We start from the raw sequence: 26,440 nt of genomic DNA on the forward strand, positions 1-26,440 counted from the left end.
GTCGCAGCGCTCCTCGATCACCAAGGGCTCCCCGAACCGTCGTACGACCGCTGCCTTCATGGTGGTCCTCTCCTCTGTTCCTGGTCAGCCGTGGGAAGCGACGGCTGCGGGTGCGGTGGCGTGGTGCAGGACGGGGTGGGTGACGGGCCCGACGTACCGGCCCGTTCCCAGCCTCGGGTCGGGGGGCCTGCGCGGGCAGGGGCCACAGGTCCCGCGCAGGGACCGTTGGACCCCCAGGAACGGCTCCGGGGGCGGCACCGGCGGCGGTCCCGCCCCCCGGTGGGCCTTCAGCGCAGCCACCCGTTGGTACGGACGAACGGCAGCCGGGCCCACACCCGCCCCAGGCCGAGGGCGTCGCCGGCGGCCGTCAGGGCCAGGACGATCAGGACCACGGCGTAGACGAGGTGGTAGTCGGCGAACGGGTTGGTGGACATGCTCGCGGAGCCGTCCGAGAGGTGCTTGGCGGGTGGCCACTCGGCCGTCCACATCAGCGCCATCATCACGGTGCCCGCGACGGCGGCGAGCCGCAGTGCGACCCCCGCGACCAGAGCGAGGCCGACGCCGAGCAGGCCGAGCATGAACAGCCAGTCGGCCCAGGTGTCCCCGGCCCAGGAGTGGAAGGTGGACTCCAGCGGGCCGGCGGCGACACCGCTGAGGAAGCCCTTGGTCGGCGAGCCACCGTCGATCCAGCCCTTGCCGGCGGGGGTGGCGTAGCCGAAGCCGAAGGTCTTGTCGAGGAAGGCCCACAGGAAGACGAACCCGGTGAGCAACCGCAGGGAGGCGAGGGCGTAGGCCCGCGCGGCCCGGATGTCGGTCGTCGCCGCCGCTGACTCGGAGGCGGAGGCGGTCCGGGGCCGGCGGAAGGACGGCAGGTGGAAGCCGGAGCCACGGTGAGGGTGCTCGTGCACGGCCATGGTGGTGATCCCTTCAGGGAGTCGGGGGACGGTCCGTTCGCTGTCTGACGCCCATCACTCTCATGGTCCGCGAACGGCCACGCCGGATGCCGAACGTCCGCACCCGTTGGGCTGAACGGCCCCGTCCGCCGGGACTGATCGGCATGTGCACGGCGTCTGGTGGTCGGTGGTGAGGTCTGCGGACACCGCGCCGTGCACGCCGTCCTTCCTGAACGCCGGGTCGCGGGGGGACCCCACGGCACCGTGAACTTGCCCGGTGCACGGCCTGGGCGAAGCCCTCGCTCACCTTCCGCGGTCACGGGTCCGACTGCTCCGACCCTTCGTATCGGCCTCGTCCCTCTCTTCCATCGCCGCCGCCCGCTCCGGCGCGTCGGCGCCGGCGTTCCTTCCTCCCCTCGCGGACGCGCTGCGCTGCACGCGGGCGCCCGGACCCCGGGGCTCTCCCGCGCCGGAACCCGCGGACCGTCGGGTATGCCGCCCGGCCGTCGCCGCGCTCCTCTCGTCCCGTGCCGCATCAGGGCCGATCGGCCCTGGTGAGGGAGGGCGTGATGTGCTGTGCTGGTAGTGGCGGGAAGGACCGTGGAGGACGCGGAGAAGCGGTCGGGAACCGTGCACCGCGCAATCCGGATCCGCGAGAAGTGGAAGCCCTTCCCGCCCCTGGCATGCCTGCCGGAGGCGGGTAGCGCACGTCCGGCGCCCCGCGCGTGACCCGGAGAGTCGCCTCCCGGCCGCTGGCGCCGGGACGCGGATGCGGCCAGGCTGGAAGGAGACGCCCCGCCGAAGGGAGCCTGCGCGATGGCCGCCGCGACCACGACCACGAGGGCTCTGGAGCCCGAGCACCGCGAGCGGCTGATGCGGCTCGCCCGTGAGGTCTCGTTCGCGGCCGGGACCCGGCTGTTCGAGGAGGGCCTGCGTGCCGACCGCTTCTGGGTGGTACGCACCGGGGCCGTCGCCCTCGACCTGCATGCGCCCGGCCACCGCCCCGCCGTCATCGAGACTGTCGGGCAGGGGGAACTCGTCGGCTGGGCCTGGCACTTCCCTCCGTACCTGTGGCATCTGGGCGCCGAGGCGATGAGCCCCGTGCGGGCCTGGGAGTTCGATGCGGGCCCGGTCCTGGAGACCTGTGCCCAGGACGCCGGGTTCGGCCAAGCGATCGCGACCTGGCTCGGGCAGGTGCTCGCCCAGCGATTGCAGGCCTCCCGGATCCGTCTCCTCGACCTGTACGCCCCCTACGGAGGCGGCGGGCTGACCTGACCCCCGGGGCTGGGTCACCGGCCGGCCGCACACTCCCCCGCGTTCCGGCCCGGGCCGGAAGACCCGCCGCCCCTACGGCTCCTGGCACCGCTCGTACGCCTCTCGCACGGAGGTCATCACGCGGTCGGTGAGATCGGGGAGGGCGGAGCGCACGGCCGCGCTCAGCCGTGCGCCGAGTCGGACGTCGGCGACCTCCACGGCGTGCACCACGAACCTCGGCGGCACGCGGCCGAGGGCCTCCGCCAGCGCGAGGCAGTCGCCCAGACCGAAGGCGTGCGTGCTCGCCCGGGCCCGTGAGTGCCCGGCGGCCTCCGCCGCTGTCAGCGTGTGCACCGCACCGGGCCGCGCCGGCTGGGTACGGAGGGCCTCCACGATGATCACGGCATCCGCGTTCCGCCACAGGTCGAGGAGTCTCGCGGGCTCGCCGTCGCTGACCGCCAGCACGGTGCCGTCGGGAACCCGGCCCCGCAGTGCCTCCACGACCGCCGGGCCGATCCCGTCGTCACCGCGCAGCGGGTTGCCGACGCCGGCCACCACGACCCGGCCGGTCATACGCGGTCCACGGTCACGTCGAGGAAGTGGGCGGCGCAGGAGATGCAGGGGTCGTGGTTGCGGATGGCCCGCTCGCACAGGTGGGTGAGTTCCTCGTCGTCGGCCGTGGGTCCGCCCCGGTCCAGGCGGGACTGCACCGCCCTGCGGACGTCCTCCTCGATGGCCGTCTGGTTCTGGGCGGTCGGCGGGATGATGCGGGCCCCGGTGAGCGTTCCGTCCCCGGTGAGGGCGTAGCGGTGGTACAGCAGGCCCCTGGGCGCCTCGGTGGCTCCCACGCCGACGGCCTCCCGCGGCGGGACCTCGACCGCCGGGCGGGGAGGCCGCTCGTATCCGTCGATGATCCGCCGGGCTTCCTCGACCGCCTGTACGATCTCGACCGCGCGTACGACGATGCTCCGGAACGGGTTGTCGCAGACCACGCCCGCGGCCGGATCGCCCAGCCCGGCGTCCCGTGCCGCACCGGCCGCCACGGGATGCAGCCAACGGCCGTTGATCGCGTACCTGGCCAGTGGGCCGGTCAGGAACCGGCGGCCGTCCAGGGTGGCGGTGAGGGCCGTGGAGTGCGGGACCTGCTCCTCCCGGACGTGCTCCTCGAAGTCGGATAGGGGGAACTCGCGCGGCGCCGGGTCCATCACCGTGGGCGTCCCGGAGTCGATGGCGTAGCGGCCGGGATTGCTCAGCGCGAACAGGGCGTGGTCGCACACGGCGTCGGGAAAGTCGAACGCCGCCACCCAGCGGACGGTCTCCAGCGCGTCCTGCAGGGCCTGCCGCAGCCGGTCCGCCAGGGGCCGGAGTTCCTCCGGTGCGGGGGTCCGGTAGAAACCGCCGATCCGGACGTTCACCGGATGGACAGGGCGGCCGCCGAGCTGTTCGATGATCGCGTTGCCGGTCTGTTTGATCCGCAGGCCGCGCTCGACGGCCGCGCGATGGTCACGGGCGAGTTCCACCACGTCCGCGCGACCGAGGAAGTCCGGTGCGTGCAGGAGGTGGATGTGCAGGGCGTGACTCTCGATCCACTCGCCGCAGTACAGCAGGCGGCGCAGATCGGCGAGGGGCCCGTCCACCGTCACTCCGCAGGCGTTCTCGATCGCCTGGCAGGCGCTCATCTGGTAGGCGACCGGGCAGATGCCGCAGATTCGGGAGGTGATGTCGGGGGGCTCGGCATGGCCCCGTCCGGTCAGGAGGGCCTCGAAGAAGCGCGGCGGTTCGTAGATGCGCAGCCTCGTCCCGGTGACCGAACCGTCCTGGACGTGGAGGTGGAGGGCCGCTTCGCCCTCCACCCTGGCCAGCGCGTCCAGCCGCAGGACGCGGGTTCCGCGAGGGTTCATGCGGGCCTTTCGGGGCGGGTTTCCGAGCCGGTCCGTGAGCCGTGCCGCTCCCCGGCCGCGAGTTCGGGTACGCAGGCATGTTCCGGCGCCGTGGCGTTGAAGGTGTGGAAGACACGCTGGATGTCCCGCTCGCTCATCCCGTCGCGGTGCAACTGGGCGACCATGGACCGCAGATTCGGCTGTTCCGCCGGTCCGAAGCAGCCGTAGCAGCCGCGTCCGTAGGCGGGGCAGATCGCGCCGCAGCCCGCATGCGTGACCGGGCCCAGACAGGGGGTGCCGTGCGCCACCGTGACGCACGTGGTGCCGCGCCTCTTGCACTCGAAGCAGACGCTGTGGCTCGGGATCCCGGGTCTGCGTCCGGCCAGGTAGGCGGTGATGACTTCGAGGAGCTGGCGGCGGTCGATGGGGCAGCCGCGCAGCTCGAAGTCGACCGGGACGTGAGCCGAGACCGGCGTGGAGGTCCCGAGCGTGGAGATGTACTCCGGGCGGGCGTAGACCGCGGCGAGGAACTCGTCGATGTCGGCGAAGTCGCGCAGGGCCTGGATGCCCCCGGCGGTGGCGCACGCTCCGATGGTCACCAGGTACCGGGAGACACTGCGGACGTGCCGGATCCGCTCGGCGTCCTCGGCGGTGGTGATCGACCCTTCGACCAGGGAGAGGTCATACGGCCCCCGGCCAGCCAGCCGGGCGTGCTCCCCGCCGGTGCCGCCCTCGGCGGAGGTCATCTCCAGGAAGTGGTCGATCCGTATCCGGTCGGCGAGGCCGAGCAGCTCGTCCTCGCAGTCGAGCAGGGTCAGCTGACAGCCGTCGCAGGAGGCGAACTTCCACACGGCGAGCGTGGGCCGGGGGCGGGGGGCAGGTCCGGGTCCGGTGACCATGTTCACAACTCCCTTACCAGGAGCAGGTGCTCCGCGCGGTCGTAGCCGACGACGGGCCCGTCCCGGCACAGCAGGAGCGGGCCGAGCTGGCAGTGGCCGCAATGGCCGGTGGCGCAGCGCATGTTCCGTTCCAGGGAGACCTGGACGCGGTCCGGGGCCAGGCCCCGGGCCACGAGGTCGCGGGCTGTGTGGCGCATCATCACCTCGGGCCCGCACACCAGCGCGCGGGTCCGTTCGGGGCGCAGGTCGAGGCGGCCCAGGAGCGTGGTGACCACGCCGACCGCCACGTGCCGGCCGGGACCTGGGCGGTCGACCGTCACGGCCACCTCCGCCGGGCCGCGCCAGCTCTCGATCTCGTCCCGGTAGACCAGGTCGGCCGGGGTACGGGCGCCCACCAGGACCGTGAGCCGACCGTAGCCGTCCCGCCGTTCCAGGACGGCGCGCACGACCGGCCGCAACGGGGCCAGTCCGATTCCTCCGGCGATCACCAGCAGGTCCTGCCCGGCCGCCGCCAGGTCCCAGCCGACGCCGAACGGCCCCCTGAGGCCGACGGAGTCACCCGGGCGCAGCCGGTACAGAGCCGCGGAGACCGCGCCCACGGCGCGCACGGTGTACACGAGGCCGCCCCGGGGGCCGTGCAGCGCGCTGACGGAGACGGGCACCTCACCGACCCCGAAGGCGTAGATCATCGCGAACTGTCCCGGCGCGAACGGCGGGAGACCGCGCCCGGTCGGCACCAGCTCGATCGAACGGGTGTCGGCGGTCTCCGCCCGCGAGCCGACGACCCGGTACGGCAGTGGTGGCGCCACGCCGGTCACGATGACTCCGCCGCCGGTCCCCCGGACCGTGTCCAGTCGTGCAGGGCGGCGGCCTCCTCGGTGATGTCGATCCCGACCGGGCACCAGACGATGCAGCGGCCGCAGCCCACACAGCCGGACGAGCCGAACTGGTCGTACCAGGTGCCGAGTTTGTGGGTCATCCACTGCCGGTAGCGGCTGCGCGGGGAGGCACGGACCGGGCCGCCGTGCAGCTGGGAGAAGTCCAGGTCGAAGCACGAGTCCCACAACCGCCAGCGCTCCGCGTGGTCGCCGGTGAGGTCGGTGACGTCCTCGGTGGTGGTGCAGAAGCAGGTGGGGCACACCATGGTGCAGTTGCCGCAGGTCAGACACCGTCCGGCGACGTCGTCCCAGCGAGGCGCGTCGAGCGTCGCGGCCATCAGCTCCCGCAGGTCGGCCTCGGGCATGGTGCGGCCCATGCGGTCCGCGGCGGCCGCGACACCCGCGCGGGCCGTCTCACGGGTGTCCGGATCGGCTCGACGGGTCGGCAGTTCGGCCAGGATCCCGGCGCCTTCCGCGCTGCCGCTGCGGATCCAGAACCGGTGCCCGTCCTCGTCCACCACCTCGGTCATGACCAGGTCGTAGCCGGGACCGGCGGCGGGACCGGTGCCCATCGAGACGCAGAAGCAGGTGGCACCCGGCTCCGTGCACTCAACCACGATCAGCAGTGCTCCGCCGCGCCGTCCCTCGTAGCCGGGGTCCCGGTGCGCCCCACCGGTCAGCACCCGGTCCTGGACGGCGATGGCCCGCAGGTCGCAGGGGCGCACGCCCAGGAAGGCGTAGCGCGGCGGCACGGGCCGGTCGGCCGTGACGACCAGTCCGTCCGGCGACCGGTCGGCGCTCCACTCCCGCACCCGGGGCGGGTGCAGGAACGGCTTCCAGGCCTGCGGGCCCGCGGCGTGCGCGAAGGCAGCGCCGTCGGGCCGCTCACGCAGCCGATAGCGCCCGGCCTCCAGCTCGACGCCCCAGCCGTACGGCAGTTCACTGGCCGACCGCAGCTCGGCCAGGACGATCGCACCGTCCCGGACCGTAGGCCCCACCACCGTGAAGCCGCGTCCGATCAGCACGTCGACCAGCACTGCCATGCCGTCCTTGGTCAGGACAGAGCCGTCGGGCGCGGGGGCCGGGGAGGCGTTGGCATCGGCGTCGGCGGTCATGACCGGCCTCCTTCGGCAGCCTGGGTGCCTGCCCGTCCTGGCGAACGCAGCAGCGGGTGCGGCCGTGCGGCTCGTGCGAGGAGCCGGACGACGTCGCCCCTCGGCAACCCTTCCCCGGTCATCGTCTCAAGCGCCCGGCAGCCGTGCCACCGTGGCGTCGGGCCGTGCGGGACCGAGTCCCCGCCGCGGCGGCAGCCGTCCGGCCTCGCGGAACCGGACGGCTCCAGGCGCTGGAACCCACGCCCGGCGGGCAGGCGTACGAGGCGTCCGGGCGGCATTCCGGCCGCCTGCTCGCCGGGACGCGGGTCAGCCGTGGCGCTGGTAGTTGTTCTCGTACTCGTCGAGGAGGAGACGACTTCGTGGATCTCACGGCCCTTCAGGAAGACCCACCCGGTGGTACGCCCCACGGTGAGCCGTGTGCAGGCCGGCCGCCGGGTGCTGAGGAACGTCCGCAGGTCGGGAACGTGGACATCGGCCACGGAGTGCATGGCGATGCCCGCCACGGAGGTGACGCGTCCTGCGTCCCGGAGCTGCGCGGTGGCTGCGTCCATGAGTGCCCGACGCGGCCCGTTCATCCACACGGCGTCTCCGTGGAACTCCGCCGCCGGCGCCGCGGGGTCGAGGGCGCGGAACTGCTCCTCGGTGAAGGCGACCGGGAGGCCGAGCGTGTTGTGGACGTCCCCGGTCGCTCCGGGTCCGTCGGCGTCCTTCGTGAAGACGACGATCTCGGCATGGGGCACGCCGTGGAGATTCTCGTACGTCCTGGTCACCGGATCCTGGCGGGCCGGTGTCGAAGGCATGGGGCCACTCGCTTTCGGCGATACGGCGCCTCCGGGTGATCCGCGTGCCCCTGACGCCGAGTGGCGCCGGAGGCCGACGGTCTCGCCCCGTTTCCGAGAACGTAACCACCTGTCCGCCTTCCCGCCCCCGACGGCTGCACCGTACGGCCGGACGAGTGACGTTCACGCCCCCGCGGGAAGGCCGGCCACTCGGGTGGGGTGGCCGGACTTCTCCGGCTGCGCCGACCGCCGGAACGGGGGAAGATGGCCGCCTGGGGAGCGACAACACGGCCGGGGTCCGAGACCCTGCCCTCGACGCGGTTGAGCGAAGTGGTGCCGATATGCCCGAGACATCGCAGAACCCGGCCTGGCGCCGGATCTCCGAGGACGTGGCCGGCGCAGCCGTCACGGTGGCACGGGCCGCCGGGCACGCGGCCCTTCATCCGAGGTCCGCGATCGCGCACGCCCGGCGTCTGCCCGACATCGTGCCCGTCCTCGGTCAGGCGGTGAAGCCTGTCCTGACCGGGCGCGTGGACGACTGGCGTGGCGAGTACGCCTACACACTGGGACAGCAGGCGTTCGTCTACGGGTTTCCGTACATCTACAACGCCAGGCTGAGGCACGACTGGGTGACGCGACCACGCAACCCCGCGACGGTTCCGTACGCGGCCGTCGACCATTTCTGGCACGCCGAGCGGCTGCTTGACGCGACCTACCGCGACGGCGGATGCCCCAACAACGACACCCTGTACTCGACGGCCTGGGTGAACCTCGGCTCTGAGCCCGTCGTCCTCTCCCACCCGGACATGGGTGACCGGTACTTCACCTTCGAGCTGGTGGGGATCACGTCCGACAACTTCGACTACGTCGGCCAGCGCACCACCGGATCGGACGCGGGCAGCTTCGCCCTGGTCGGTCCGCAGTGGCAGGGAAGTCTTCCCGCCGGGGTACGCCGCCTGAAGGAGGCCCCCAGCCCCTGGGTCCTCGTCCTCGGGCGCACCCTCGTCAACGGCCCCGACGACGTGCCACGCGTCCGGGAACTCCAGGAGCAGTACCGGCTGACCCCGCTCAGCCTGTACGGCAGACCGGACGCGGAGGTCCCGGAGAGCCGTGACGTCCTGACGCCGGTCCTGGCGGAGGACGATCCCCTCGGACCCTGGAAGACGCTGAACGCGATGCTGGACGAGAACCCTCCGCCGTCTCACCACCAGGTGCTTCTCGAGCAGTTCGCCCAGATCGGCATCGGTCCCGGCCTCGACGTCGAGGCCCAGCCCGACGCGGTGAGACGAAGCCTGATCCGGGCCGCCACCGTCGGCGTGCCCCTGCTCAGACAACAGATCCTCAGCGGTGACTGGGCCCACCTCGTCCACGGCTGGCGCTACCCTCCCCCGCAGATGGGGCGCTTCGGCGACGACTTCCTCAAACGCGCCGCCGACCAGTCACTCGTCGGCGTCGCCGCCAACGACCCCGCCGAGGCCGTCTACCTGCTCAACTTCGACGACGCGAACGGCGCCAAGCTGGCCCCCGAGGGCCGGTACGAGCTGCATTTTCCCGGCGACGCCCTGCCACCGGTCGACGCGTTCTGGTCGCTGAGCGCCTACGGGGAGGACATGAACCTCATCGCCAACCCGGCCGACCGCTACTCGGTGGGCGACCGCAGCGCCGGCCTGCGATGGGACGATGACGGCGGACTGACGCTCCACCTGCAGAGCGAGCCGCCCGGACCGGGCAGGGAGGCCAACTGGCTGCCCACCGCGAAGAAGGGTGCCTGGTTCGTGGCCCTCCGCATGTACCGGCCCCGCCCCGAGGTGATCGACGCGACCTGGGAGTGTCCCCCGCTGACCCGCGTCGCCTGACGACTCGGCCCGCGCGCCCGCGAGGCTCTCGGGGGACCCCCGAGAGCTCGGTTGTCCCCCCGGTGCGGGAGAGGGCGGCCGGACGGATGATCGAAGGAGGCCCGAAGGAAGGAGGGGCCGCATGCGCGGGGAGACCGTCCGGAAGGACACACCGCCCCGGGTCGCCCCCAACCTGCTCGACTACGAAGCGGAGTGCGCGGGCTTCTCGTGGTCGCGGGCACGGGACGCACTGCGTGGGCTGCCCGGCGGACGAGGGCTGAACATCGCTTACGAGGCCGTGGACCGGCACGCGGCGACGGAACGCGCGGCGGCGGTCGCGCTGCGCTGTGTCGGCCGGGACGACTCCGTGACGTGCGTGACCTACGGGGAACTGGCCCGTGCCACGGCCCGGTTCGCCCATGTGCTCCGACGGCTCGGGACCGGTCGGGGCGAGCGGGTGGTCACGCTGCTCGGGCGGTGTCCCGAGCTGTACACGGTGGTCCTGGGGACGCTGAAGAACTCCAGCGTCGTGTGCCCGCTGTTCTCCGCATTCGGTCCGGACCCGGTCGCGCAGCGGCTGCGGCTGAGCGATGCCCGGGTCCTGGTCACCACGGCGGAGCTGTACCGCAGGAAGGTCTCGGGCCAGCGCGACGCCCTGCCCGGTCTGCGGCACGTGCTGATCGTCGGGGGCGGCGCGGACACCGCGGACGGCACGCTCTCCTTCGACGCCCTCATGGCCGACACGGACGACACCTTCGTCATCGCGCCCACCTCCCCGGACGACATGGCCCTGCTGCACTTCACCAGCGGCACCACGGGTACCCCGAAGGGCGCGGTGCACGTGCACGAGGCCGCCGTCGCGCACTACGTGACCGCGCGGTACGCCCTCGACCTGCATCCGGACGACGTGTACTGGTGCACCGCCGACCCCGGCTGGGTCACGGGTATGTCCTACGGGATCGTCGCCCCGCTCATGCACGGGGTGACGGTCGTCGTGGACGAGGGCGAGTACGACGCCCGCCGCTGGTACCGGATCCTCGCCGAGCAGCGGGTGAACGTCTGGTACACGGCGCCGACGGCACTGCGCATGCTGATGCGGACGACACCCCGCACCGGGCCGTACGACCTGCCCCGCTCGTTCGACCTGAGCGCGCTGCGGTTCATCGCCTCGGTCGGCGAGCCCCTCAACCCTGAGGCCGTGCTGTGGGGGCGGGACGTGCTCGGGCTGCCGGTGCACGACAACTGGTGGCAGACCGAGACCGGCGCCATCATGATCGCCAACTTCGCCGCCTGCGACATCCGCCCCGGCTCGATGGGACGTCCGCTGCCGGGCGTGGAGGCGGCCGTACTGCGGCGCGGCCAGGACGGCCGGGCCGAGGTGACGGACGGGCGCGTCACCGTGCTGGTGGAGCCCGGCGTGGAGGGCGAGCTGGCGTTGCGGCCCGGCTGGCCGTCCATGTTCCGGGGATATCTGCATGACGAGCGGCGCACCGCGGCGGCCTTCGCGGACGGCTGGTATCTGACCGGTGACCTGGTGCGGCGCGACGCGGACGGCTGGTACTGGTTCGTTGGACGGGCCGACGACGTCATCAAGTCGGCGGGCCATCTCATCGGGCCGTTCGAGGTCGAGAGCGCCCTGATGGAGCATCCGGCGGTCGCCGAGGCCGGGGTCATCGGCCGGCCCGACCCCGTCGCCGGGAACATCGTCAAGGCATTCGTCGCGCTGCGCCCCGGCTGCGACCCGACCACGGCCATGCAACAGGACCTGCTCGCCTTCTCCCGCCGCCGGCTGGGCCCGGCGGTCGCGCCCCGCGAGATCGCCTTCGACCAGCACCTGCCGCACACCCGCAGCGGCAAGGTGATGCGCCGCCTGCTGCGGGCCCGTGAACTCGGCCTGCCCGAGGGTGACGTCTCCACCCTGGAGGACTCCGCCCACGGCGCCTCCGTCCCGCAGGAGACCCCACAGCGGCCCACGCAGAGGACGGAGCGGTCCGCATGAGCACCACCCGCACCCGGCCCGACCGTCAGGCCGCGCACCGGCTGGCCCTGCTGGAGTCGATGCTGCGCGTCCGCCGCTTCGAGGAACGCTGCGTGGAGCTGTACAGCGCGGCGCGCATCCGGGGCTTCATGCACCTGTACATCGGTGAGGAGGCCGTGGCCGTCGGCGTCAACGAGGCCCTCACGGACGACGACGCGGTCGTGTCGACCTACCGCGAGCACGGCCACGCGCTGGCCCGCGGGGTGCCGACCGAGGCGATCATGGCGGAGATGTTCGGCAAGGCGACCGGCTGCAGCCATGGGCGTGGCGGCTCGATGCACCTCTTCGACGCCGGCCGCCGCTTCTACGGCGGCAACGCCATCGTCGGCGGCGGGCTGCCGCTCGCGGCCGGCCTCGCCCTGGCCGACCGTATGACCGGCCGGGCCCGGATCACCTGCTGTTTCTTCGGCGACGGCGCCTTCGCCGAGGGAGAGTTCCACGAGACCGCCAACCTCGCCGCGCTCTGGGGACTGCCCCTGCTGCTGGTCTGCGAGAACAACCTGTACGCGATGGGCACGGCGCTGGCCCGGCACCAGGCCCAGACCGACCTCGCGCTGCGTGCCGCCGGATACGGCATGGCCTCCTGGGCCGTCGACGGCATGGACGTCCTCGCCGTCGAGGACGCCACCCTGCGGGCCGCCGAAGGGGTACGCGGCGGCGGCGGACCGCACTTCCTGGAGATGCGCACGTACCGCTTCCGCGCCCACTCCATGTACGACTCCGACCGCTATCGCGACAAGGCCGAGATCGAACACTGGAAGGAACGCGATCCGGTCGAGGGCTTCGCCCGGCGGCTGCGGGAGGCGAAGGAACTGTCCGACAGGGCCCGCACCGACCTGGAGGACCGCCTGACCGCCGAGATCGACGCGGCCGTGGAGGCAGCCGAGCAGGCGCCCGAGGAGTCCGTCGAGGATCTGCTGAAGTACGTCACCAGCCCGGTGGAGGCGAGCCCGCCATGACCGCGACCCGCACCCGTACCCCGAAGTCCGCCATCTCCTCCGACCTGAGGACGACCTACCGGGAGGCGCTGCGCGAAGCGCTGCGCGAGGCGCTGCGCACCGACGACCGGGTGTTCCTGATGGGCGAGGACGTGGGCCGGTACGGTGGCTGCTTCGGCGTCAGCCTCGGTCTGCTGGAGGAGTTCGGGCCCGACCGGATCCGGGACGCCCCGCTCTCGGAATCCGCGTTCGTCGGCGCCGGCATCGGCGCGGCCCTCGCGGGGCTGCGGCCGGTCGTGGAGATCATGACGGTCAACTTCAGCCTGCTCGCCATGGACCAGATTCTCAACAACGCGGCGACCCTGCTGCACATGTCGGGCGGCCAGCTGCCGGTCCCGATCGTGATCCGGATGACCACCGGTGCGGGCCGCCAGCTCGCGGCCCAGCACTCGCACAGCCTGGAGGGATGGTACGCGCACATCCCCGGCCTGCGGGTCCTGGCCCCGGCCACCCTCACCGACGCCCGCCACATGCTGGCGCCCGCGCTCGCCGACCCCGACCCCGTGCTGGTCTTCGAGCACGGCAGCCTGTACAACGTCTCCGGCGAGCTGCCCGCCGACGCGGGCCCCGTCGACCTCGACCACGCGGCCGTCCGCCGGCCCGGCACGGACGTCTCCCTGATCACCTACGGCGGCTCGCTGCCCAAAGCACTGGCCGCCGCCGACGACCTCGCGAGCGGCGGCATCAGTGCCGAGGTCGTCGACCTGCGCACCCTGCGCCCGCTGGACGACGCCACGGTCGGCGACTCGGTCGCCCGCACCCACCGGGCCGTGGTCGTCGACGAGGGCTGGCGCACCGGCAGCCTCGCCGCCGAGATCTCCGCCCGCCTCACCGAACAGCATTTCTACGACCTCGACGCCCCCGTCGAACGGGTGTGCAGCGCAGAGGTGCCGATGCCGTACGCGCGCCGGCTGGAGGCGGCCGCGCTCCCCCAGCCCGACAAGATCGTGGCGGCCGCCCGGCGCACTGTCGGCGAGCCCGCGCCGGCCACCGGGGGGCCGGACCGATGACCGACTTCACCATGCCCTCACTCGGCGCGGACATGGACGAGGGAGTCCTCCAGGAGTGGCTCGTGGCCCCCGGCGACCAGGTACGCAAAGGCGATGTCGTGGCGGTCGTGGAGACCGACAAGGCGGCTGTCGAGGTCGAGTGCTTCGAGTCGGGGACCGTGGGACGGCTCCTTGTCCCGGCGGGCACCCGGGTGCCGGTGGGGACCGCGCTCGCGGTGATCGAGGGCTCGGCCGGGGCGGGGACGCGGGCGGGCGCCCCCGCGCCTCCGACGACGGCCGCAGCCACGGCGGTCCGGCCCACGGCCGCCGAGCCGACGACGCGAAAGGCGCCCGTAGGCGCGCCGACCGGACGGAAACCGGCCGTCGCACCGCACGAACGCCCGAAGTCCCGGCGCGAGCCGGTGCGCAAGCCGGTGCACAGCCAGAAGAAGCAGGCCACGCAGCCCGTACCCACGACGGCCCGACCCGCACAGCCCCCGCCGTCCGAACCCGACGCGGCCACCCCGGCTCTCGGCGCCGGACCGCTGGTCAGGCACCTGGCCGAGCTGCGGGGCATCGACCTGACGACACTGCACGGCACCGGCCCCGGCGGACGGATCACCCGCGCCGACGTGGCACGCGCCCCGTCACCCCGCCCCCCGAGGGTGCGGTCGACGCCGTACGCGCGACGGCTCGCCCACGACCTCCACGTCGACCTGGCGGACGTGCGGGGCAGCGGGGACGGCGGGGCCGTGCGTGCGGCCGACGTGCGTGCCCACGCCGGGGAAGACGAGCGGGAGCGGGAGCGGCCCCGGCGCAACGGCGGACGGCGCGCGCCCGTGGCCGCAGCCGCCGCGGACCGCCCGGAACAGCGTAGGGACGCGATGCGCCGGGTGATCGCCGAGCTCATGAGCCGCTCCAAGCGGGAGATCCCGCACTACTACCTCTCCACCACCGTCGACCTCACCGCCGCTGCGGCCTGGCTGCGGCGGGTCAACCGAGGCCGTACGCCCGCCGACCGGCTGGTGCCCGCGGCCCTGCTGCTCAGGGCCGCCGCGCTGGCCGCGCGCGAGGTGCCGAGCGTCAACGGCTACTGGCAGGACGACGGGCTGGTCCCCGCGTCCGAGGTCAACCTGGGCGTCGCGGTCTCGCTTCGGCAGGGCGGGCTGCTCGCACCGGTGATCCGCGACGCCGACGCCCTTGCGCCCGACGCCCTCATGCGCCGTCTCAAGGACCTCGTCGAGCGAACCCGCCGGGGAAGGCTGCGCGGCAGCGAGATGTCCGGCGCCACGCTCACCGTCACCAGCCTCGGCGACCAGGGTGTGGAGTGCGTGTACGGCGTCATCCATCCGCCCCAGGTGGCCCTGGTCGGATTCGGCGCGGTCGTCGAACGGCCCTGGGCGGCCGACGGCATGCTCGGCGTGCGCCCGGTGGTGACCGCGACCCTGGCCGCCGACCACCGGGCCACGGACGGCGCCGTGGGAGCGCGCTACCTCACGGCGGTCGACCGACTGCTGCAACAACCGGAGGAGCTGTGAGTGCTGTGAAGCCCCTGACCGACGCGGAGGCCACGGCTGTGGTCAAGGAGTCGATCACGCGGATCGTTCCCGACGCCGACTTCACCCTGGTCCGGCCGGACGACAGGTTCCGTGACGTGCTCGAACTCGACTCGCTCGACTTCCTCAGCCTGGTGGAGCTGCTGGCCGAACGCACGGGCGTCCGTATCGAGGAGGACGACTATCCGGAACTCACCACGCTGGCGGATGCCACCCGGTTCCTGGTCGGCAGATCGGGGGACGTGGCAGGTTCCGCACCGTGAGGCCCGCGTAGGACGTCCCCTCAGGAACCGGAGGAAGCGGCCCGGGCGTCGTCCCTCCGCCAGGCCACGTGTCCGGTGACCGAGACCACGCCGTCCACGCCACGGCACAGCTGTTCCACGACGGGAACCAGGCTCCGGTACTCCACGGTGCCGCTGAGTTCGACCCGCCCGTCACGCACCTCCACGGCCACGTCCGCCGGTTCGAGCCCCAGTGTGCGGTGCAGCACGTCCCTGGTGATCTCCTCACGGATGGCCTCGTCACCGCGCAGGAAGACCCGCAGCAGATCACCGCGGCTGACGATGCCCAGCAGCCGGTCCGCCTCGTCGACCACGGGCAGCCGTTTGACGTGCTGGATCTCCATGAGGCGGGCCGCCTCCACCACACTCCAGTCCGGACGCGCGCACACCGCGGGAGCCGACATGAGTTCCTCGGCCCGGGCTCCCTCCGCCTTCGCCCGTTCCCAGGCTTCCAGATGCGGGACGGGGGTCCTGCCCGACGGGTCGGCCTGATCGGCGCTCTTGCGCAGCAGGTCGGCCTCGGACACCACCCCCATGGGGCGCCCCAGGTCGTCCACCACGGGCAGGGCGGTGACGTCGTTCTCCGCCAGCAGCCGGACCAGCTCCTTGAACGGGGTGTCCCGCCGTGCCTGGACGACGGGCCGCGTCATGAGTTCCTCGACCGTTCGGTGGTGCATTGATGCCTCCCGGATACGAGCCGCCCGCCTCGCGGCCGGCGGCGCTCTTCACCCGTGCGGCAGCGGGTCCCGCGTGGCAGGTCTGGTACAGCACCATTCTGCGGAGCGGACGGCGGTCGTGCGAACTCACCACCACGACCGGCCCGTCGTCGAGAGTCCGGCGAGGAAGCGGTCCCTGACCGTGTCGGCCTCATCCCCGGCCGGGCACGACGGCCACCGGGCACGGCGAATGGTGCAGCAGGGTGTGCGCGACTCTGCCTAGCTGGAGCCCGAAGTGGCCGTGCCGGCGCCGGGCTCCGACGACGATCAGGTCGGCACCGGCCGCCGCTTCCAGCAGGACGCGATGCGCGGAGCCCTCGACGATCTGACGGCGCACATCGACCCCCGGGTACTCCCCTGCGGCCCTCTGAATCGCCTCGCCGAGCGCGACCGATGCCCGTTCTTCGCGCAGCCGGGCGGCGTCGTCGGCGATCAGCATGTGGTCCACCGGTTCCTGGGACGGGATCCGCCACGCCCGCACGGCCGTCAGGGCGCAGCCACGCGCATCGGCCTCACGCAGGGCGAAGCGCAGGGCGCCGGTCTCCTCGGCATTGTCACCGACCGCCACCACGACGCCGCCGGGGGCACCCTCGCGGTCGCGCTCCTCTCCGCGGACCACGACGACCGGGCAGACGGCACGCGCGGCCACCGCGAGGCCCACGGACCCCAGCAGCATGCCGGACACCTGCCCGCGTCCCCGGCAGCCCATGACCAGCGCGAACGCATCCGGCCCAGTCCGCAGCAGCGCCGTCACGGCGTCCTCGGGCAGTACCTCCGCAGACGCCTTGACCTCCGCGTCGCGCACCCGGGCACGCTCCACGCAGGAGGAGATGATGTGCTCCGCCATCGCCTTCTCGGTCGGCCTGTCGGTGCCGAAGGACGGCAGGGTCCTCTCGTATCTCTCCCACAGGGAGGCGTGGACCAGACGCAGCGGGAGCCCGTGCCGGGCCGCCTCGTCCACCGCCCAGTCCACCGCCACGAGGCTGGAGTCCGACCCGTCGACACCCACGACCACGGGGAGTTCCATCGCCGTCACCGCCTTCTCGTGCAGTTCCCGAGACCCTGTGAACACCGTCGCACCGCCCACGGCCCGCCGCGACACACCGGCGGTCCTGCGGCCGCCGTGTTCAGCCGAACAGACTCCGCACCCGGATCGTCTCGACATGGCGCCACGTCCCGCCGGTCAGCAGCACCCAGTCGTTGTCGTGGTCCTTCCCACCCCGGCGGACAGAAGCGGCCACCGGGCCCACAGCCCGCGACCGAGCCGTCCCCGTCGACGGCAACCGGGCGCCACAGCGGGCACGCGGGGCACGCCGGGCATCACGAGTGCGTTCGCTCATCGTCTCTCCGTCCGTCCGCAGAACCGTCCCCGCGCGCCCTGCCGTGTCACGCAACCGCCCGCTCCGACGGGTCCAGTCGGTCCGCGCGGCCAGGACGGTCGGCGACACGGTCCAGCATCCCTCCCCAGGTGCCCCGTCCGATGGGGTCGAACGGCTCTCGCGTGGACCGGGTGGCCCCTGCTCGCCGGCGCCACGGCGGAGGACTGTGGGACCTACGACGAATCCGCGGCGGAGGGTCGGGCCATGTGGACACCGCGTCTTCCCGGTTACCGGCGCCCTCCCCGCCTGCCGGGGCCGCCCGGCGGGCGGGGAGGGCGGGCAGGCGATGCCGGCCCGAGCACGCTGGAACGGCCGGTCGACCGTCTGGAACGCCGGCTCCGGGTCCTCCTGGCGGTCGTAGCCCTGATGGCGGTGCCGCTCCTGGCCGGGGGCGTCGGACAGGCCGTGTACGGCCATTTCACGCTGGTGAGGCACACGGGGCTGGCGCGACTGCACCCGGTGACGGCGACCCTGCTGACGCCGGCGCGGTCGAGCGACGACCGCGCCGGAGCGCAGTCCGGCTTCCACGCGCTGGTGCGCTGGAGCGACCGGAACGGCGGCCACACGGATGTCGTGCCGGTGCGGGCCTGGCTCCAGCGCGGAGCCCACGCGACCGTGTGGCTGGACGCGCGAGGAGATGTCGCCGCGCCGCCCCCGGACCGGGACTTCCCGGCGACCGCCGGTGTGGCCATGGGATGCGCGACCGTGTTCGCCGGCGTGGCCGTCGCCTTCGGCGTGCGGTGGGCCCTCGACAGGAGCTTCGACCGCCGCCGTCTCGCCCAGTGGGCGCGTGCGTGGGAGCGCGTGGAGCCCGACTGGGTGACGCGCTACGGACTCTGAGCTCGGTCGGGGGAAGGGACCGAGGGCGGCCCTGTCCCGCACGCCGTCCCGGAGGCGGGCCAGCGCCGTGGCCGCTTCGTGCGGACCGGTGGCAGTGGCATCGGATGTGGCGAACGCCGCGGGATGCGGTGGTCCCGAGCCTGCCGGTCCGAGCGCGAACGACGGGCGAAACAGGGACTTCCGGGACCTTTACCTGGGCTGTTCGGCCCCAGCCGGGGCGGGATCGGCGAGGTGGACTGGAGGGGTCGGCAGACACGACGACCGCTGAGGAGGCAGGACGATGGCCACACTGACACGCAGGCAGAAGTTCCCGTTCCCGGAGATCCCGGACTGGTTCGAGACCTTTCCCAGCAAGCTGACGGTGCCCGCGGTCCGGATCGAGGACTACACGGAGGACGGCCGCTATGTGATGCGTGCCGAACTCCCCGGCATGGACGCCGAGGACATCGACGTCGTCATCAACGACGGAGTGCTGACGGTCGAGGCCGAACGCACCGAACGGGACATCGACAAGAGCCACAGCGAGTTCCGGTACGGCGCGATGAGCCGTAGCGTGGCCCTGCCGTCCGGCGCGAACGAGGACGACATCAAGGCCGACTACACCGACGGCATGCTGACCGTCAGCGTGGGCCTGGGTGCCGAGAAAGCGGAGGCCAGGCACATCGCGATCCACCACGGTGGCTGACGGGACGCGTTCCCCCTTTCCGGCGGGCCCCGGGCGGGCCCGCCGTCCCGTGCGTCCCGGTTCCCGGTCAGCCTGAGCCGCGTGCGGCGGCCCAGCGCCGTCGTACCGCCTCTTCGTGCTCGGCCTCCTCCAGGGCCAGTTCCACCGCCGCGAGTTCGTCTCGCAGCCGGGGGATCCAGTGCCGGTGCAGGGCGCGGACCCGCTGCCGGGTGCGTACCGCCTCGGCGGCGAGCAGGTCCGCGGCGGCCTGGTGGGCGGCGTGCTCGGCGGCGGCCCGGACCGCCGCGCGGTACGCCGTCCCGGCGTGGGCGAGTGCGGTGCCGGGCGGGCTCGGCTCCCCGGGTGAGCGCACGGGATCCGTCCAGGAGACGGTCGAGGGATGGCGTACGCCCATGAGCGAGGCCCATCCGACGTCGACCCGGGCACGGTCCGCCGGAACCGCCTCGGCCAGCGCCGCCTCACCGCCGAGCAGTACTCCGCGCACCAGCCAGGTGTCCGCCTCGGCAAGGCGCTGCCGCCACACCTCCCCGGCCTCCTCCGCCGCGCGGCGTGCCACCCGCTCCCGGTCGAGCAGCAGCCGGAGTTTACGTTCGAGCAGCTCCGCTCCGCGCAGCGCGGTGGCGAGGCTGCGGCGCAGCCGCAGCCGACCCGCCCGGCCCGGCGGCACCCTGCCGCCGTGCCCGTTCACTGCGGCCCCTCGTGCGGGGCGTGGTGGGCGTCGAGCAGCTCCGCCGGGATCATGCCGAGCTGACTGCGCGGAAGCGTCAGCAGGACGTCCCAGGCGCGGTCCAGGGAGTCGTCCAGCGTGCGGTTCTCGTCCGTGGCCTGGGCGAGGAACCGCTGCTCGAAGGCGTCGTCGAGGTCCAGGTGGCGCAGGTCGACGGGACTGAGCGCGGGCCGGCCGATCAGGTCCGCGAGCTCCCGCACCTGCCGCGCCCGGGCCAGCGCGGCGAGCAGCTGCGCGGCCACGTCCGGGTGGTCGGCGCGGGTCCGCCCCCTCCCGGCGCCGTGCCGCATCAGCCTGGACAGCGAGGCCAGCGGGTCGACGGGCGGGTACACACCGGCCGCGTGCACCTCGGCGGAGAGCACGATCTGACCCTCCGTGATGTAGCCGGTCAGGTCGGGGACCGGGTGGGTGATGTCGCCCGCCGGCATGGTGAGCACCGGCAGGACGGTCACCGATCCGGGGCGGCCCCTGATCCGGCCGCAGCGCTCGTAGAGGGAGGCGAGATCGCTGTAGAGGTAGCCCGGGTAGGCCCGGCGGGCCGGGATCTCGCCACGCGCGGCCGACACCTCGCGCAGCGCCTCGGCGTAGGCCGTCATGTCCGTCATCACCACCAGGACGTGCCGGCCCCCGGTGAACGCCAGGTCCTCGGCGATCGTCAGGGCGAGCCGTGGGGTCAGCAGCCGTTCGATGACCGGGTCGTCGGCGGTGTTGAGGAGCAGGACCAGCTCCCGGGCGGCTGAGCGCTCCGCCAGGCCGGCGCGGACGAACGCGGCGTCGGCGTGGGTGAGCCCCATGCCCGCGAAGACCACGGCGAACGCCTCGCCGCCGCAGACCGCCTGGGCCGCGATCTGCACCGCGAGTTCCAGGTGCGGCAGCCCGGCCGCGGAGAACACCGGGAGCTTCTGGCCGCGTACCAGTGTGGTGAGGACGTCCACGGCGGTGACGCCGGTCAGGACCGCCTCGTTCGGGGGCTCCCGGCGCACCGGGTTGATCGGGGCACCGCCCACCGCCGCCCAGGTGGCGCCCAGCACCGGCGGCCCGCCGTCGGCCGGTTCGCCCCGCCCGTTGCACACCCGGCCCAGCCAGCCGGAGCCGACGGGGATGCGCAGGGGGGAGCCGGAGAAGGCGACGCGGGTGCCGCCGCGGTCCATGCCGGCGGTGTCCTCCAGGACCTGCACCACGGCGAGGTCCCGGTCCGCCTCCAGCACCAGGCCGTGCCGTCGTTCACCCGAGTCGAGGGTGATGGTGGCGGACTCGTCCCAGCCGACCCCGCGCACCCCCTCCAGGACCACCAGCGGGCCACGCAGCTCCCGTACCGCGGTGTACTCGATGGCCACCGGGGCGACCGGGTCCACGGGAGGGACGGGGGCGGCGGCGTCCGCGGGAGTCTCGGCGCCGGCCCGGTCCGCGGGCCCGCTCATGCCGCCGCCTCCGCCAGCCCGGCCAGCACCGTGTCGCGGGCGGCCGCCACCGGCGCGGTCTCCGCCGGGCCGGCGGCCTCGCGGGCGCGCAGCAACGGGGTGAAGTCGACCGCCTCGACGGCGTCCGCGGCGGTGCCGGAGTCCACCAGGTCCAGGCAGCGGTCGACCACCGTCAGGGCGGCCGCCACCAGCGCCGCCGTCTTCTCGGGCGCGCTGTAGGCGTCGGCCTCGGACAGCGCGTTCTGCTGGATCACGGACTCGCGCAGCAGCCGTCCGGCGAGCACGCTGATCCGCTCGCGTGGGGGCAGGGCCGTGATGCCCACCAGTTCGACCAGGTCGGCCAGCCGGTCCGCCTCGGCGAGCAGCCGCGCCACCCGGGCCCGTCGGTCCGCCCAGTCCGGGTCCCCGGCCCTCGCGTGGGCCGCGGCCAGGGCCGGGGCGTCCCGGGAGAAGGAGTCCGTCCAGGAGACGGCCGGGTAGTGGCGGGCGTAGGCGAGGTCGCGGTCCAGGCTCCACAGGCACCGTACGAACCGTTCGCTGTGGGCGGTCACCGGCTCGGTGCGGTCTCCGCCCGGCGGGGAGACCGCACCGAGTACCGTGACCGACCCGGTGGCGCCGCCGAGCGTGCGCACGGCCGCGGCCCGTTCGTAGAACGCCGCCAGTTGCGAGGCGAGCCCGGCCGGATAGCCCTCCTCGGCGGGGAGTTCGCCCATCCGCGACGCGAACTCCCGCAGCGCCTCCGCCCAGCGGGACGTCGAGTCGGCGATGACGACGACGTCGAGGCCCATGTCGCGGAAGTACTCGGCGACCGTGGCCCCCGTGTGCACGCTCGCCTCCCGCGCCATCATCGGCATGTTGGAGGTGTTCGCGATCGTCACCGTGCGCTCCGACAGCCGGCCCCCGGTGCGCGGGTCGGACAGCTCCGCCAGTTCCTCGATGACGTCGGCCATCTCGTTGCCGCGCTCACCGCAGCCGACGTAGACGATGACGTCGGCGTCGCACCACTTGGCGATCTGCTGGAGCAGCATGGTCTTGCCGGTCCCGAAGCCGCCGGGGACGGCGACGGTGCTCCCCCGGGCCACCGGGAAGAGCAGGTCCACGGCGCGCTGCCCGGTGTGCAGCGGCAGCACGGCGGGCAGCCGCTCCGCGACCGGGCGCGGCCTGCGCACCGGCCAGGTCTGTGCCATGCGCACCTCGTGCCCGCCCACCGTGGCGAGCACGGCGTCGGCGGCGTACTCGCCCGCCGCCGCGACGGCGCCGACCGCGCCCGAAAGGCCGGGCGGCACCAGCAGCCGCAGCGGCACGGCCGCGGTGACCTCGCCGAGGGTGTCACCGGCCGCCACCCGCGTTCCGTCGGCGGCCTTCGGCGTGTACGGCCAGGTGCGCCGGTCCGCGATGGTCCGGGGTCCGCCGGCCGGAAGCAGGTCGCCGGCTCCGGACAGCGGCCGCAGCAGGCCGTCGAAGACACCTCCGAGCAGGCCCGGGCCCAGCCGCACCGACAACGGGTGGCCCTGCGGTTCGGCGGGGTGCCCCGGCGCCAGGCCGCCCGTGTACTCGTACGCCTGGACGGTGGCCGTGTCTCCCCGGACCGCGACCACCTCGCCCGGCAGCCGGGCGGCTCCCAGCAGCACCAGGTCCTGCATGGCCACGGAGGCCGGGCACGCCATCTCCACCAGCGGCCCGGCGACCCGCAGGATTCGTGCGGACGCGACGGTCATGGCTCGCCCCACAGGCTCTCGATCCGGGCCCCCAGCTGTTCCAGGGCACGGTCGGCGAGGGTGTCCGCGCGGAGGTCGAGACGGCGTCCGGGCACCTCGGCGACAACACCGCCGCACGGTGGGGCCGTGATCAGCGCGTTCTCGCCCAGCAGCCCGCGGGCGGTCCGGGCGAGACGGCCGGGCGGGACGGCTCCCCCGGCCAGCGCCCGCCGTACGCCGCAACGGACCGCCGCCCCCAGGTCCGCGTAGACCTCGGCGCGGGCCGCCAGTTCCCGGTTCCAGGCGTCCTCGGCGGCACGCACCCGCTCCCGGGCGGCCTCGGCCTGTCCGTCCCCGGCGCCCTGTTCCCGCGCCTGGGCCAGTACCCGCCCGGCGTCGGCGTGCGCGGCACGCAGGGTCTGCGCCGCGTCCGCGCGCGCCCGCGCCACGGCGGCCTCGGCGTCCGCACGGGCGGCCCGCAGCAGTTCGGCACGGACCGGGTCCAGTTCGTCCACGGTGGCCGTCATCGGGGCATCACCACCGTCAGCGGCCGCGCCTGATCCGGCTCCGTGGCCTCGGCTCCGAGTGTGTCGGCGGCAGCCGCGGTCAGGATCACCAGGGTGACGGAGCCGGGGAGTTCCCGCCAGGCGCGCCGCACCTCGTCGGGACACTCCGCCGCCAGCACCTCGACCCCGGCCAGGGCCAGACCGCCCACACTCGTCCCGGCACCGATGGCGGCCACCGTTCCCATGGTCATGCCTTTCCGATCAGCAGGATCGCGACCACCAGCCCGTACACCGCGATGCCTTCCGCCAGCCCGACGATCACCATGGCCCGGCCGAACATCTCCGGGCGCTCGCTCAGCGCGGCGAGGGCGGCGGCTCCCGTGTAGGCGACCGCGATGGCGGCGCCGATCGAGGCTCCGGCCACCGCGACGGCCGCCCCGATCAGGGCGGAGCCGTTGGTGCCGGAGCCCCCGGCCGCGGCCTGCGCGGAGGCCTGGGCCGGGCCCGAGAGCGCGGTGGCCAGGACGGCACCGGCGCCCGCCAGCAGGACCAGGTTCGTCGCCAGGAGCCAGCGGAAGGCGTGTCTGGTCCGGCGCCGCCAAAGCAGCCGTACGGCACCGAGCACCGCCACCAGGACCGGCAGCACGATCAGCCAGGCGAGCATGTGATCACCTTCGCAGGAGCACGTCGGCGGGTTCCGCCGGAGGGACGTGCCAGGGACGGAACGGACGGCCCTCGGTCTCGAAGAGCCGGGAGAAGATCTCGTAGAACTCCAGCCGCAGGGCCTGCACCCCGGCCACCAGGGCCTCCAGGCCGAAGGAGAGGGCCGTGCCGACCGCGAACAGCAGGGCGGCACCGGCCCACCAGGCTGGTCCGCGGGCCGCCAGGCCCGTGGTACCGCGCCAGACCAGGTCGGCGAGCGCGGCGTGGGTGAGGCCGAAGGCCGCGAGCCGGGCGAAGGACAAGGTGTTGGTGCCGGTGCGTACGACGACGTCGAAGAGCCGCACCCCCGTCTCCGCGAGGCCGGCGCCGCCGCCCGCGGTGGCCCGGAACAGCCCCAGCGCCACCAGCGCCAGCCCGGCGCAGGCGAGCACCGCCCCGGCCAGGGCGGCCGGCACCACGTGCAGGACGAGTCCCGCGGCCGCCGACGCGAGCCCCAGGTAGAACAGCAGCCCGGCCACGCCGGACGCCGCGTACAGCCCCGCGGCCCAGCCGCCCTCACGCACCCGGTTCACCGCGCCCGCGGCGTGCGCGAGGGCCAGCAGCGCGGCCCCGGTCACCACCGCGGCCGCCAGCAGCCGGGCCGGGCTCCGCAGGGGCGCCAGCCACAGCACCGGCAGCAGGCCGGTCGGCCCGAAGAACTCGCCGTAGGCGGCGCCCGCGAGCATGGCGGCGAGCCCGGCGCCGGCGAGGAACGGCCAGAGACGTTGCAACGGGGCGAGCCGCCGGGGCCGCCCGAAGCGCAGGGCCAGCGCACCGAGCAGGAGCATGGCCCCGTGCCCGACGTCGCCGAACATGATCCCGAACATCGCGACGTAGGCGAGACCCGCCGGCCACGACGGGTCGAGGTCCGCGTACGACGGAGTGCCGTACGTCGTCACAAGAGGCGTGAACGAGACCTCCCCGGTGCTGCGCAGCAGCGTCGGGGGATCGGTGCCGCGCGGAGCCGGCAGCACCAGCAGCGCGCCGCCCGCCGCCGCGAGCCGCTCGGTCACCCGGGGCACTTCGGCCGCCGGGCACCACCCGGCGAGCGCCGACACCTCGCCCTGCCGCACGGCACCCTCCGCGCGTTCCTCCAGTTCGGCCTCCCCGGCCAGCAGGCCCGTCTCCCGCCGGTCCTCGAGACGGTCCAGGTCGGGTGCGGCGACGGCCAGGGCGGCGGTCCTGCCCACCTTCCGCGGGGCGCTATGGCCCGCCAGCCGCCTCAGCCGCAGTGCCGCGGGGCCCGGGACCGTCTCCTCCGCGCGGTCCAGTTCCACACAGCCCGCCTCGGCGATCCGCACCAGCGCGTCCCGCAGCGCCGCGCGCGGCACGACCACCGCCACGCGCCGCATCCGGACCGGTGTCATCGCCTCAGGCCAGGGCATCGAACGCCTCCCCGAGCGAGCCGCCGCGGGCCGCTGACTCCAGGGCGGCCCGCATCCGCCAGGCGTCCACGGAGAGCAGCGCTACCGCGCCGACGACGACGCCGGGCCCGGGGCTGCCGTCGCGCAGCAGAGCCACTCCGTCGTCCCGCACCACGCGCCACCAGCGGACCTCCGCGCGCCACAGTCCGGCCGGCTCCTCGACGTCCGCCAGCAGCCGCCGGGCCGAACCGGGAAGTCCCTCGCGGAACTCCCGGTACGAGGCGGCGTCCGGTGCACGTCCCCCGAGCAGCCGGGCCGCGTCCCGCCGGACCGGCTCCGGCAGGGAGCGGGCGTGCACGAACAGTTCACGCGCCGTCAGCAGGGCCGCGCGTGCGACGGCCCACTTCCGCGCCTGCGGGACGTTGAGGGCGGTGCGCCGCACGGCGGCCATCCGCATGCCCGTGACCATCGCCCACGGCGTGTCGCCCCCTGGATCACCCCATGCGGACGCGGCGAGCGCGGCACGCAGTTCGGCCGGGGTACCGGTCTCGGCGAGGCGCCGCCAGGCCGTCTCCAGCGCTCCGAGCCGGTACGGCGGCCCCGCCGTACCGGTGCCGGGTCCGTTCGGTGAGGCCAGCCGGGCGACGACGTTGGCGACCTCGAATCCCGAGACGAGGGGCACGAGCAGCCGGGCCCCGCCCCGCGGCAGCCAGCCCGCCAGTACCCTCAGATGCCACAGCAGCGTCGCGGCCACCGCGTGCTGGGCCCCGGCCAGCCCGGCCGTCTCTCTCGTGTACCTGACGTACGGTGTCCCGGCCAGCCTTCGCAGCGCCTCGTCGAGCGACGGGCACATCGCGATCTCGCGCGCCCCGGCGGCACCCGGATACCGGTCGGCCATGGCCCGCGCCCGGACCGCTCCGGCCACCCATCCGGCGCTCATGGTGCCGCGTCCGTCCAGAGCACCGGCCGCGGTGCCTTCGACACCGTGCCTCCCGGCCGGGAAGGCCG

At 74.0% G+C, this 26,440-nt stretch carries 26 protein-coding genes; 9 read left to right on the forward strand and 17 right to left on the reverse strand.

Features of this window, described 5'->3' with window-relative positions; translation table 11 throughout:
- Window positions 1–287: 287 nt before the first annotated feature.
- Window positions 288–914: a hypothetical protein gene (locus tag ACFXI4_RS40160; protein WP_385001271.1), complete on the reverse strand. Its 627-nt coding sequence runs from the start codon at window positions 912–914 to the stop codon at window positions 288–290.
- A 795-nt stretch (window positions 915–1,709) separates the two neighbouring features.
- On the opposite strand from ACFXI4_RS40160, the gene ACFXI4_RS40165 reads away from it, so the two are divergent.
- Entirely contained in the window at window positions 1,710–2,168 is a 459-nt protein-coding gene (locus ACFXI4_RS40165) for a Crp/Fnr family transcriptional regulator (protein WP_385001274.1), read from the forward strand.
- A 72-nt stretch (window positions 2,169–2,240) separates the two neighbouring features.
- Here the strand turns inward: ACFXI4_RS40165 and ACFXI4_RS40170 are convergent, their stop codons facing one another.
- Genes ACFXI4_RS40170 through ACFXI4_RS40195 form a run of 6 tightly spaced genes read right to left on the reverse strand, consistent with a single transcriptional unit; the run spans window position 2,241 to window position 7,719 of the window.
- A complete protein-coding gene (locus tag ACFXI4_RS40170) occupies window positions 2,241–2,720 on the reverse strand; it encodes a hydrogenase maturation protease (RefSeq protein ID WP_385001277.1) in 480 nt (159 codons plus the stop codon).
- Window positions 2,717–4,048 (reverse strand): Ni/Fe hydrogenase subunit alpha, encoded by a 1,332-nt coding sequence (locus tag ACFXI4_RS40175; RefSeq protein WP_385001280.1) that lies wholly within the window; start codon window positions 4,046–4,048, stop codon window positions 2,717–2,719. The genes ACFXI4_RS40170 and ACFXI4_RS40175 overlap by 4 nt, the downstream gene beginning before the upstream one ends.
- On the reverse strand, window positions 4,045–4,926 hold the full coding sequence (locus tag ACFXI4_RS40180; RefSeq protein ID WP_385001283.1) for an oxidoreductase: 882 nt from the start codon (window positions 4,924–4,926) through the stop codon (window positions 4,045–4,047). The genes ACFXI4_RS40175 and ACFXI4_RS40180 overlap by 4 nt, the downstream gene beginning before the upstream one ends.
- Before the next feature lie 2 nt (window positions 4,927–4,928).
- Window positions 4,929–5,744 carry an FAD/NAD(P)-binding protein gene (locus tag ACFXI4_RS40185; protein ID WP_385001286.1) on the reverse strand — a complete coding sequence of 272 codons (816 nt, stop codon included), beginning with the start codon at window positions 5,742–5,744 and terminating at the stop codon, window positions 4,929–4,931.
- Window positions 5,741–6,919 (reverse strand): 4Fe-4S dicluster domain-containing protein, encoded by a 1,179-nt coding sequence (locus ACFXI4_RS40190; protein ID WP_385001289.1) that lies wholly within the window; start codon window positions 6,917–6,919, stop codon window positions 5,741–5,743. The genes ACFXI4_RS40185 and ACFXI4_RS40190 overlap by 4 nt, the downstream gene beginning before the upstream one ends.
- The gene (locus ACFXI4_RS40195) at window positions 6,916–7,719 is read right to left on the reverse strand and encodes a hypothetical protein (protein ID WP_385001292.1); all 804 of its coding nucleotides are present in this window, start codon (window positions 7,717–7,719) and stop codon (window positions 6,916–6,918) included. The genes ACFXI4_RS40190 and ACFXI4_RS40195 overlap by 4 nt, the downstream gene beginning before the upstream one ends.
- 320 nt (window positions 7,720–8,039) lie before the next feature.
- Between ACFXI4_RS40195 and ACFXI4_RS40200 the strand changes: the two genes are divergently transcribed.
- The 6 genes from ACFXI4_RS40200 to ACFXI4_RS40225 all read left to right on the forward strand — a co-directional run bounded on the left by ACFXI4_RS40200 (window position 8,040) and on the right by ACFXI4_RS40225 (window position 15,377).
- A complete protein-coding gene (locus tag ACFXI4_RS40200) occupies window positions 8,040–9,554 on the forward strand; it encodes a DUF1254 domain-containing protein (RefSeq protein ID WP_385001295.1) in 1,515 nt (504 codons plus the stop codon).
- Between the two features lie 121 nt (window positions 9,555–9,675).
- Window positions 9,676–11,532 (forward strand): acetate--CoA ligase, encoded by a 1,857-nt coding sequence (gene acsA / locus ACFXI4_RS40205; protein ID WP_385001298.1) that lies wholly within the window; start codon window positions 9,676–9,678, stop codon window positions 11,530–11,532.
- Entirely contained in the window at window positions 11,529–12,530 is a 1,002-nt protein-coding gene (pdhA, locus tag ACFXI4_RS40210) for a pyruvate dehydrogenase (acetyl-transferring) E1 component subunit alpha (RefSeq protein ID WP_385001301.1), read from the forward strand. The genes acsA and pdhA overlap by 4 nt, the downstream gene beginning before the upstream one ends.
- The gene (locus ACFXI4_RS40215; protein WP_385001304.1) at window positions 12,527–13,579 is read left to right on the forward strand and encodes an alpha-ketoacid dehydrogenase subunit beta; all 1,053 of its coding nucleotides are present in this window, start codon (window positions 12,527–12,529) and stop codon (window positions 13,577–13,579) included. The genes pdhA and ACFXI4_RS40215 overlap by 4 nt, the downstream gene beginning before the upstream one ends.
- Window positions 13,576–15,096 carry a 2-oxo acid dehydrogenase subunit E2 gene (locus tag ACFXI4_RS40220; RefSeq protein WP_385001307.1) on the forward strand — a complete coding sequence of 507 codons (1,521 nt, stop codon included), beginning with the start codon at window positions 13,576–13,578 and terminating at the stop codon, window positions 15,094–15,096. The genes ACFXI4_RS40215 and ACFXI4_RS40220 overlap by 4 nt, the downstream gene beginning before the upstream one ends.
- Before the next feature lie 5 nt (window positions 15,097–15,101).
- Window positions 15,102–15,377 (forward strand): acyl carrier protein, encoded by a 276-nt coding sequence (locus ACFXI4_RS40225; RefSeq protein WP_385001310.1) that lies wholly within the window; start codon window positions 15,102–15,104, stop codon window positions 15,375–15,377.
- A 20-nt stretch (window positions 15,378–15,397) separates the two neighbouring features.
- Here ACFXI4_RS40225 and ACFXI4_RS40230 read toward each other — a convergent pair whose 3' ends face one another.
- Window positions 15,398–16,072, reverse strand: coding sequence for a CBS domain-containing protein (locus ACFXI4_RS40230; protein ID WP_385001313.1), 675 nt, complete (start codon window positions 16,070–16,072; stop codon window positions 15,398–15,400).
- Window positions 16,073–16,262: 190 nt separating this feature from the next.
- The gene (locus tag ACFXI4_RS40235; RefSeq protein WP_385001386.1) at window positions 16,263–17,138 is read right to left on the reverse strand and encodes a universal stress protein; all 876 of its coding nucleotides are present in this window, start codon (window positions 17,136–17,138) and stop codon (window positions 16,263–16,265) included.
- 718 nt (window positions 17,139–17,856) lie between these two features.
- On the opposite strand from ACFXI4_RS40235, the gene ACFXI4_RS40240 reads away from it, so the two are divergent.
- Entirely contained in the window at window positions 17,857–18,330 is a 474-nt protein-coding gene (locus ACFXI4_RS40240; protein ID WP_385001316.1) for a hypothetical protein, read from the forward strand.
- A gap of 280 nt (window positions 18,331–18,610) precedes the next feature.
- Complete coding sequence (locus ACFXI4_RS40245; protein WP_385001319.1) at window positions 18,611–19,015, forward strand: Hsp20/alpha crystallin family protein; 405 nt, start codon at window positions 18,611–18,613, stop codon at window positions 19,013–19,015.
- A 67-nt stretch (window positions 19,016–19,082) separates the two neighbouring features.
- Here ACFXI4_RS40245 and ACFXI4_RS40250 read toward each other — a convergent pair whose 3' ends face one another.
- The 8 genes from ACFXI4_RS40250 to ACFXI4_RS40285 are packed head-to-tail and all read right to left on the reverse strand — an operon-like array spanning window position 19,083 to window position 26,372.
- Window positions 19,083–19,703 (reverse strand): V-type ATP synthase subunit D, encoded by a 621-nt coding sequence (locus ACFXI4_RS40250; protein ID WP_385001322.1) that lies wholly within the window; start codon window positions 19,701–19,703, stop codon window positions 19,083–19,085.
- Entirely contained in the window at window positions 19,700–21,163 is a 1,464-nt protein-coding gene (locus ACFXI4_RS40255; protein WP_385001325.1) for a V-type ATP synthase subunit B, read from the reverse strand. The genes ACFXI4_RS40250 and ACFXI4_RS40255 overlap by 4 nt, the downstream gene beginning before the upstream one ends.
- A complete protein-coding gene (locus tag ACFXI4_RS40260) occupies window positions 21,160–22,881 on the reverse strand; it encodes a V-type ATP synthase subunit A (RefSeq protein WP_385001328.1) in 1,722 nt (573 codons plus the stop codon). The genes ACFXI4_RS40255 and ACFXI4_RS40260 overlap by 4 nt, the downstream gene beginning before the upstream one ends.
- Window positions 22,878–23,387, reverse strand: a complete 510-nt coding sequence (locus ACFXI4_RS40265; protein ID WP_385001330.1) for a hypothetical protein — start codon at window positions 23,385–23,387, stop codon at window positions 22,878–22,880. The genes ACFXI4_RS40260 and ACFXI4_RS40265 overlap by 4 nt, the downstream gene beginning before the upstream one ends.
- Window positions 23,384–23,617 carry a V-type ATP synthase subunit F gene (locus ACFXI4_RS40270; RefSeq protein ID WP_385001333.1) on the reverse strand — a complete coding sequence of 78 codons (234 nt, stop codon included), beginning with the start codon at window positions 23,615–23,617 and terminating at the stop codon, window positions 23,384–23,386. The genes ACFXI4_RS40265 and ACFXI4_RS40270 overlap by 4 nt, the downstream gene beginning before the upstream one ends.
- Window positions 23,614–24,030 carry an ATP synthase subunit C gene (locus tag ACFXI4_RS40275; RefSeq protein ID WP_385001336.1) on the reverse strand — a complete coding sequence of 139 codons (417 nt, stop codon included), beginning with the start codon at window positions 24,028–24,030 and terminating at the stop codon, window positions 23,614–23,616. Before ACFXI4_RS40275 ends, ACFXI4_RS40270 begins: the two co-directional genes overlap by 4 nt.
- A gap of 4 nt (window positions 24,031–24,034) precedes the next feature.
- Complete coding sequence (locus ACFXI4_RS40280; protein WP_385001338.1) at window positions 24,035–25,453, reverse strand: V-type ATPase 116kDa subunit family protein; 1,419 nt, start codon at window positions 25,451–25,453, stop codon at window positions 24,035–24,037.
- On the reverse strand, window positions 25,440–26,372 hold the full coding sequence (locus ACFXI4_RS40285; RefSeq protein ID WP_385001341.1) for a hypothetical protein: 933 nt from the start codon (window positions 26,370–26,372) through the stop codon (window positions 25,440–25,442). The genes ACFXI4_RS40280 and ACFXI4_RS40285 overlap by 14 nt, the downstream gene beginning before the upstream one ends.
- Between the last annotated feature and the right edge of the window lie 68 nt (window positions 26,373–26,440).

This window comes from Streptomyces sp. NPDC059224, from assembly GCF_042754285.1.
GTDB lineage: Bacteria > Actinomycetota > Actinomycetes > Streptomycetales > Streptomycetaceae > Streptomyces.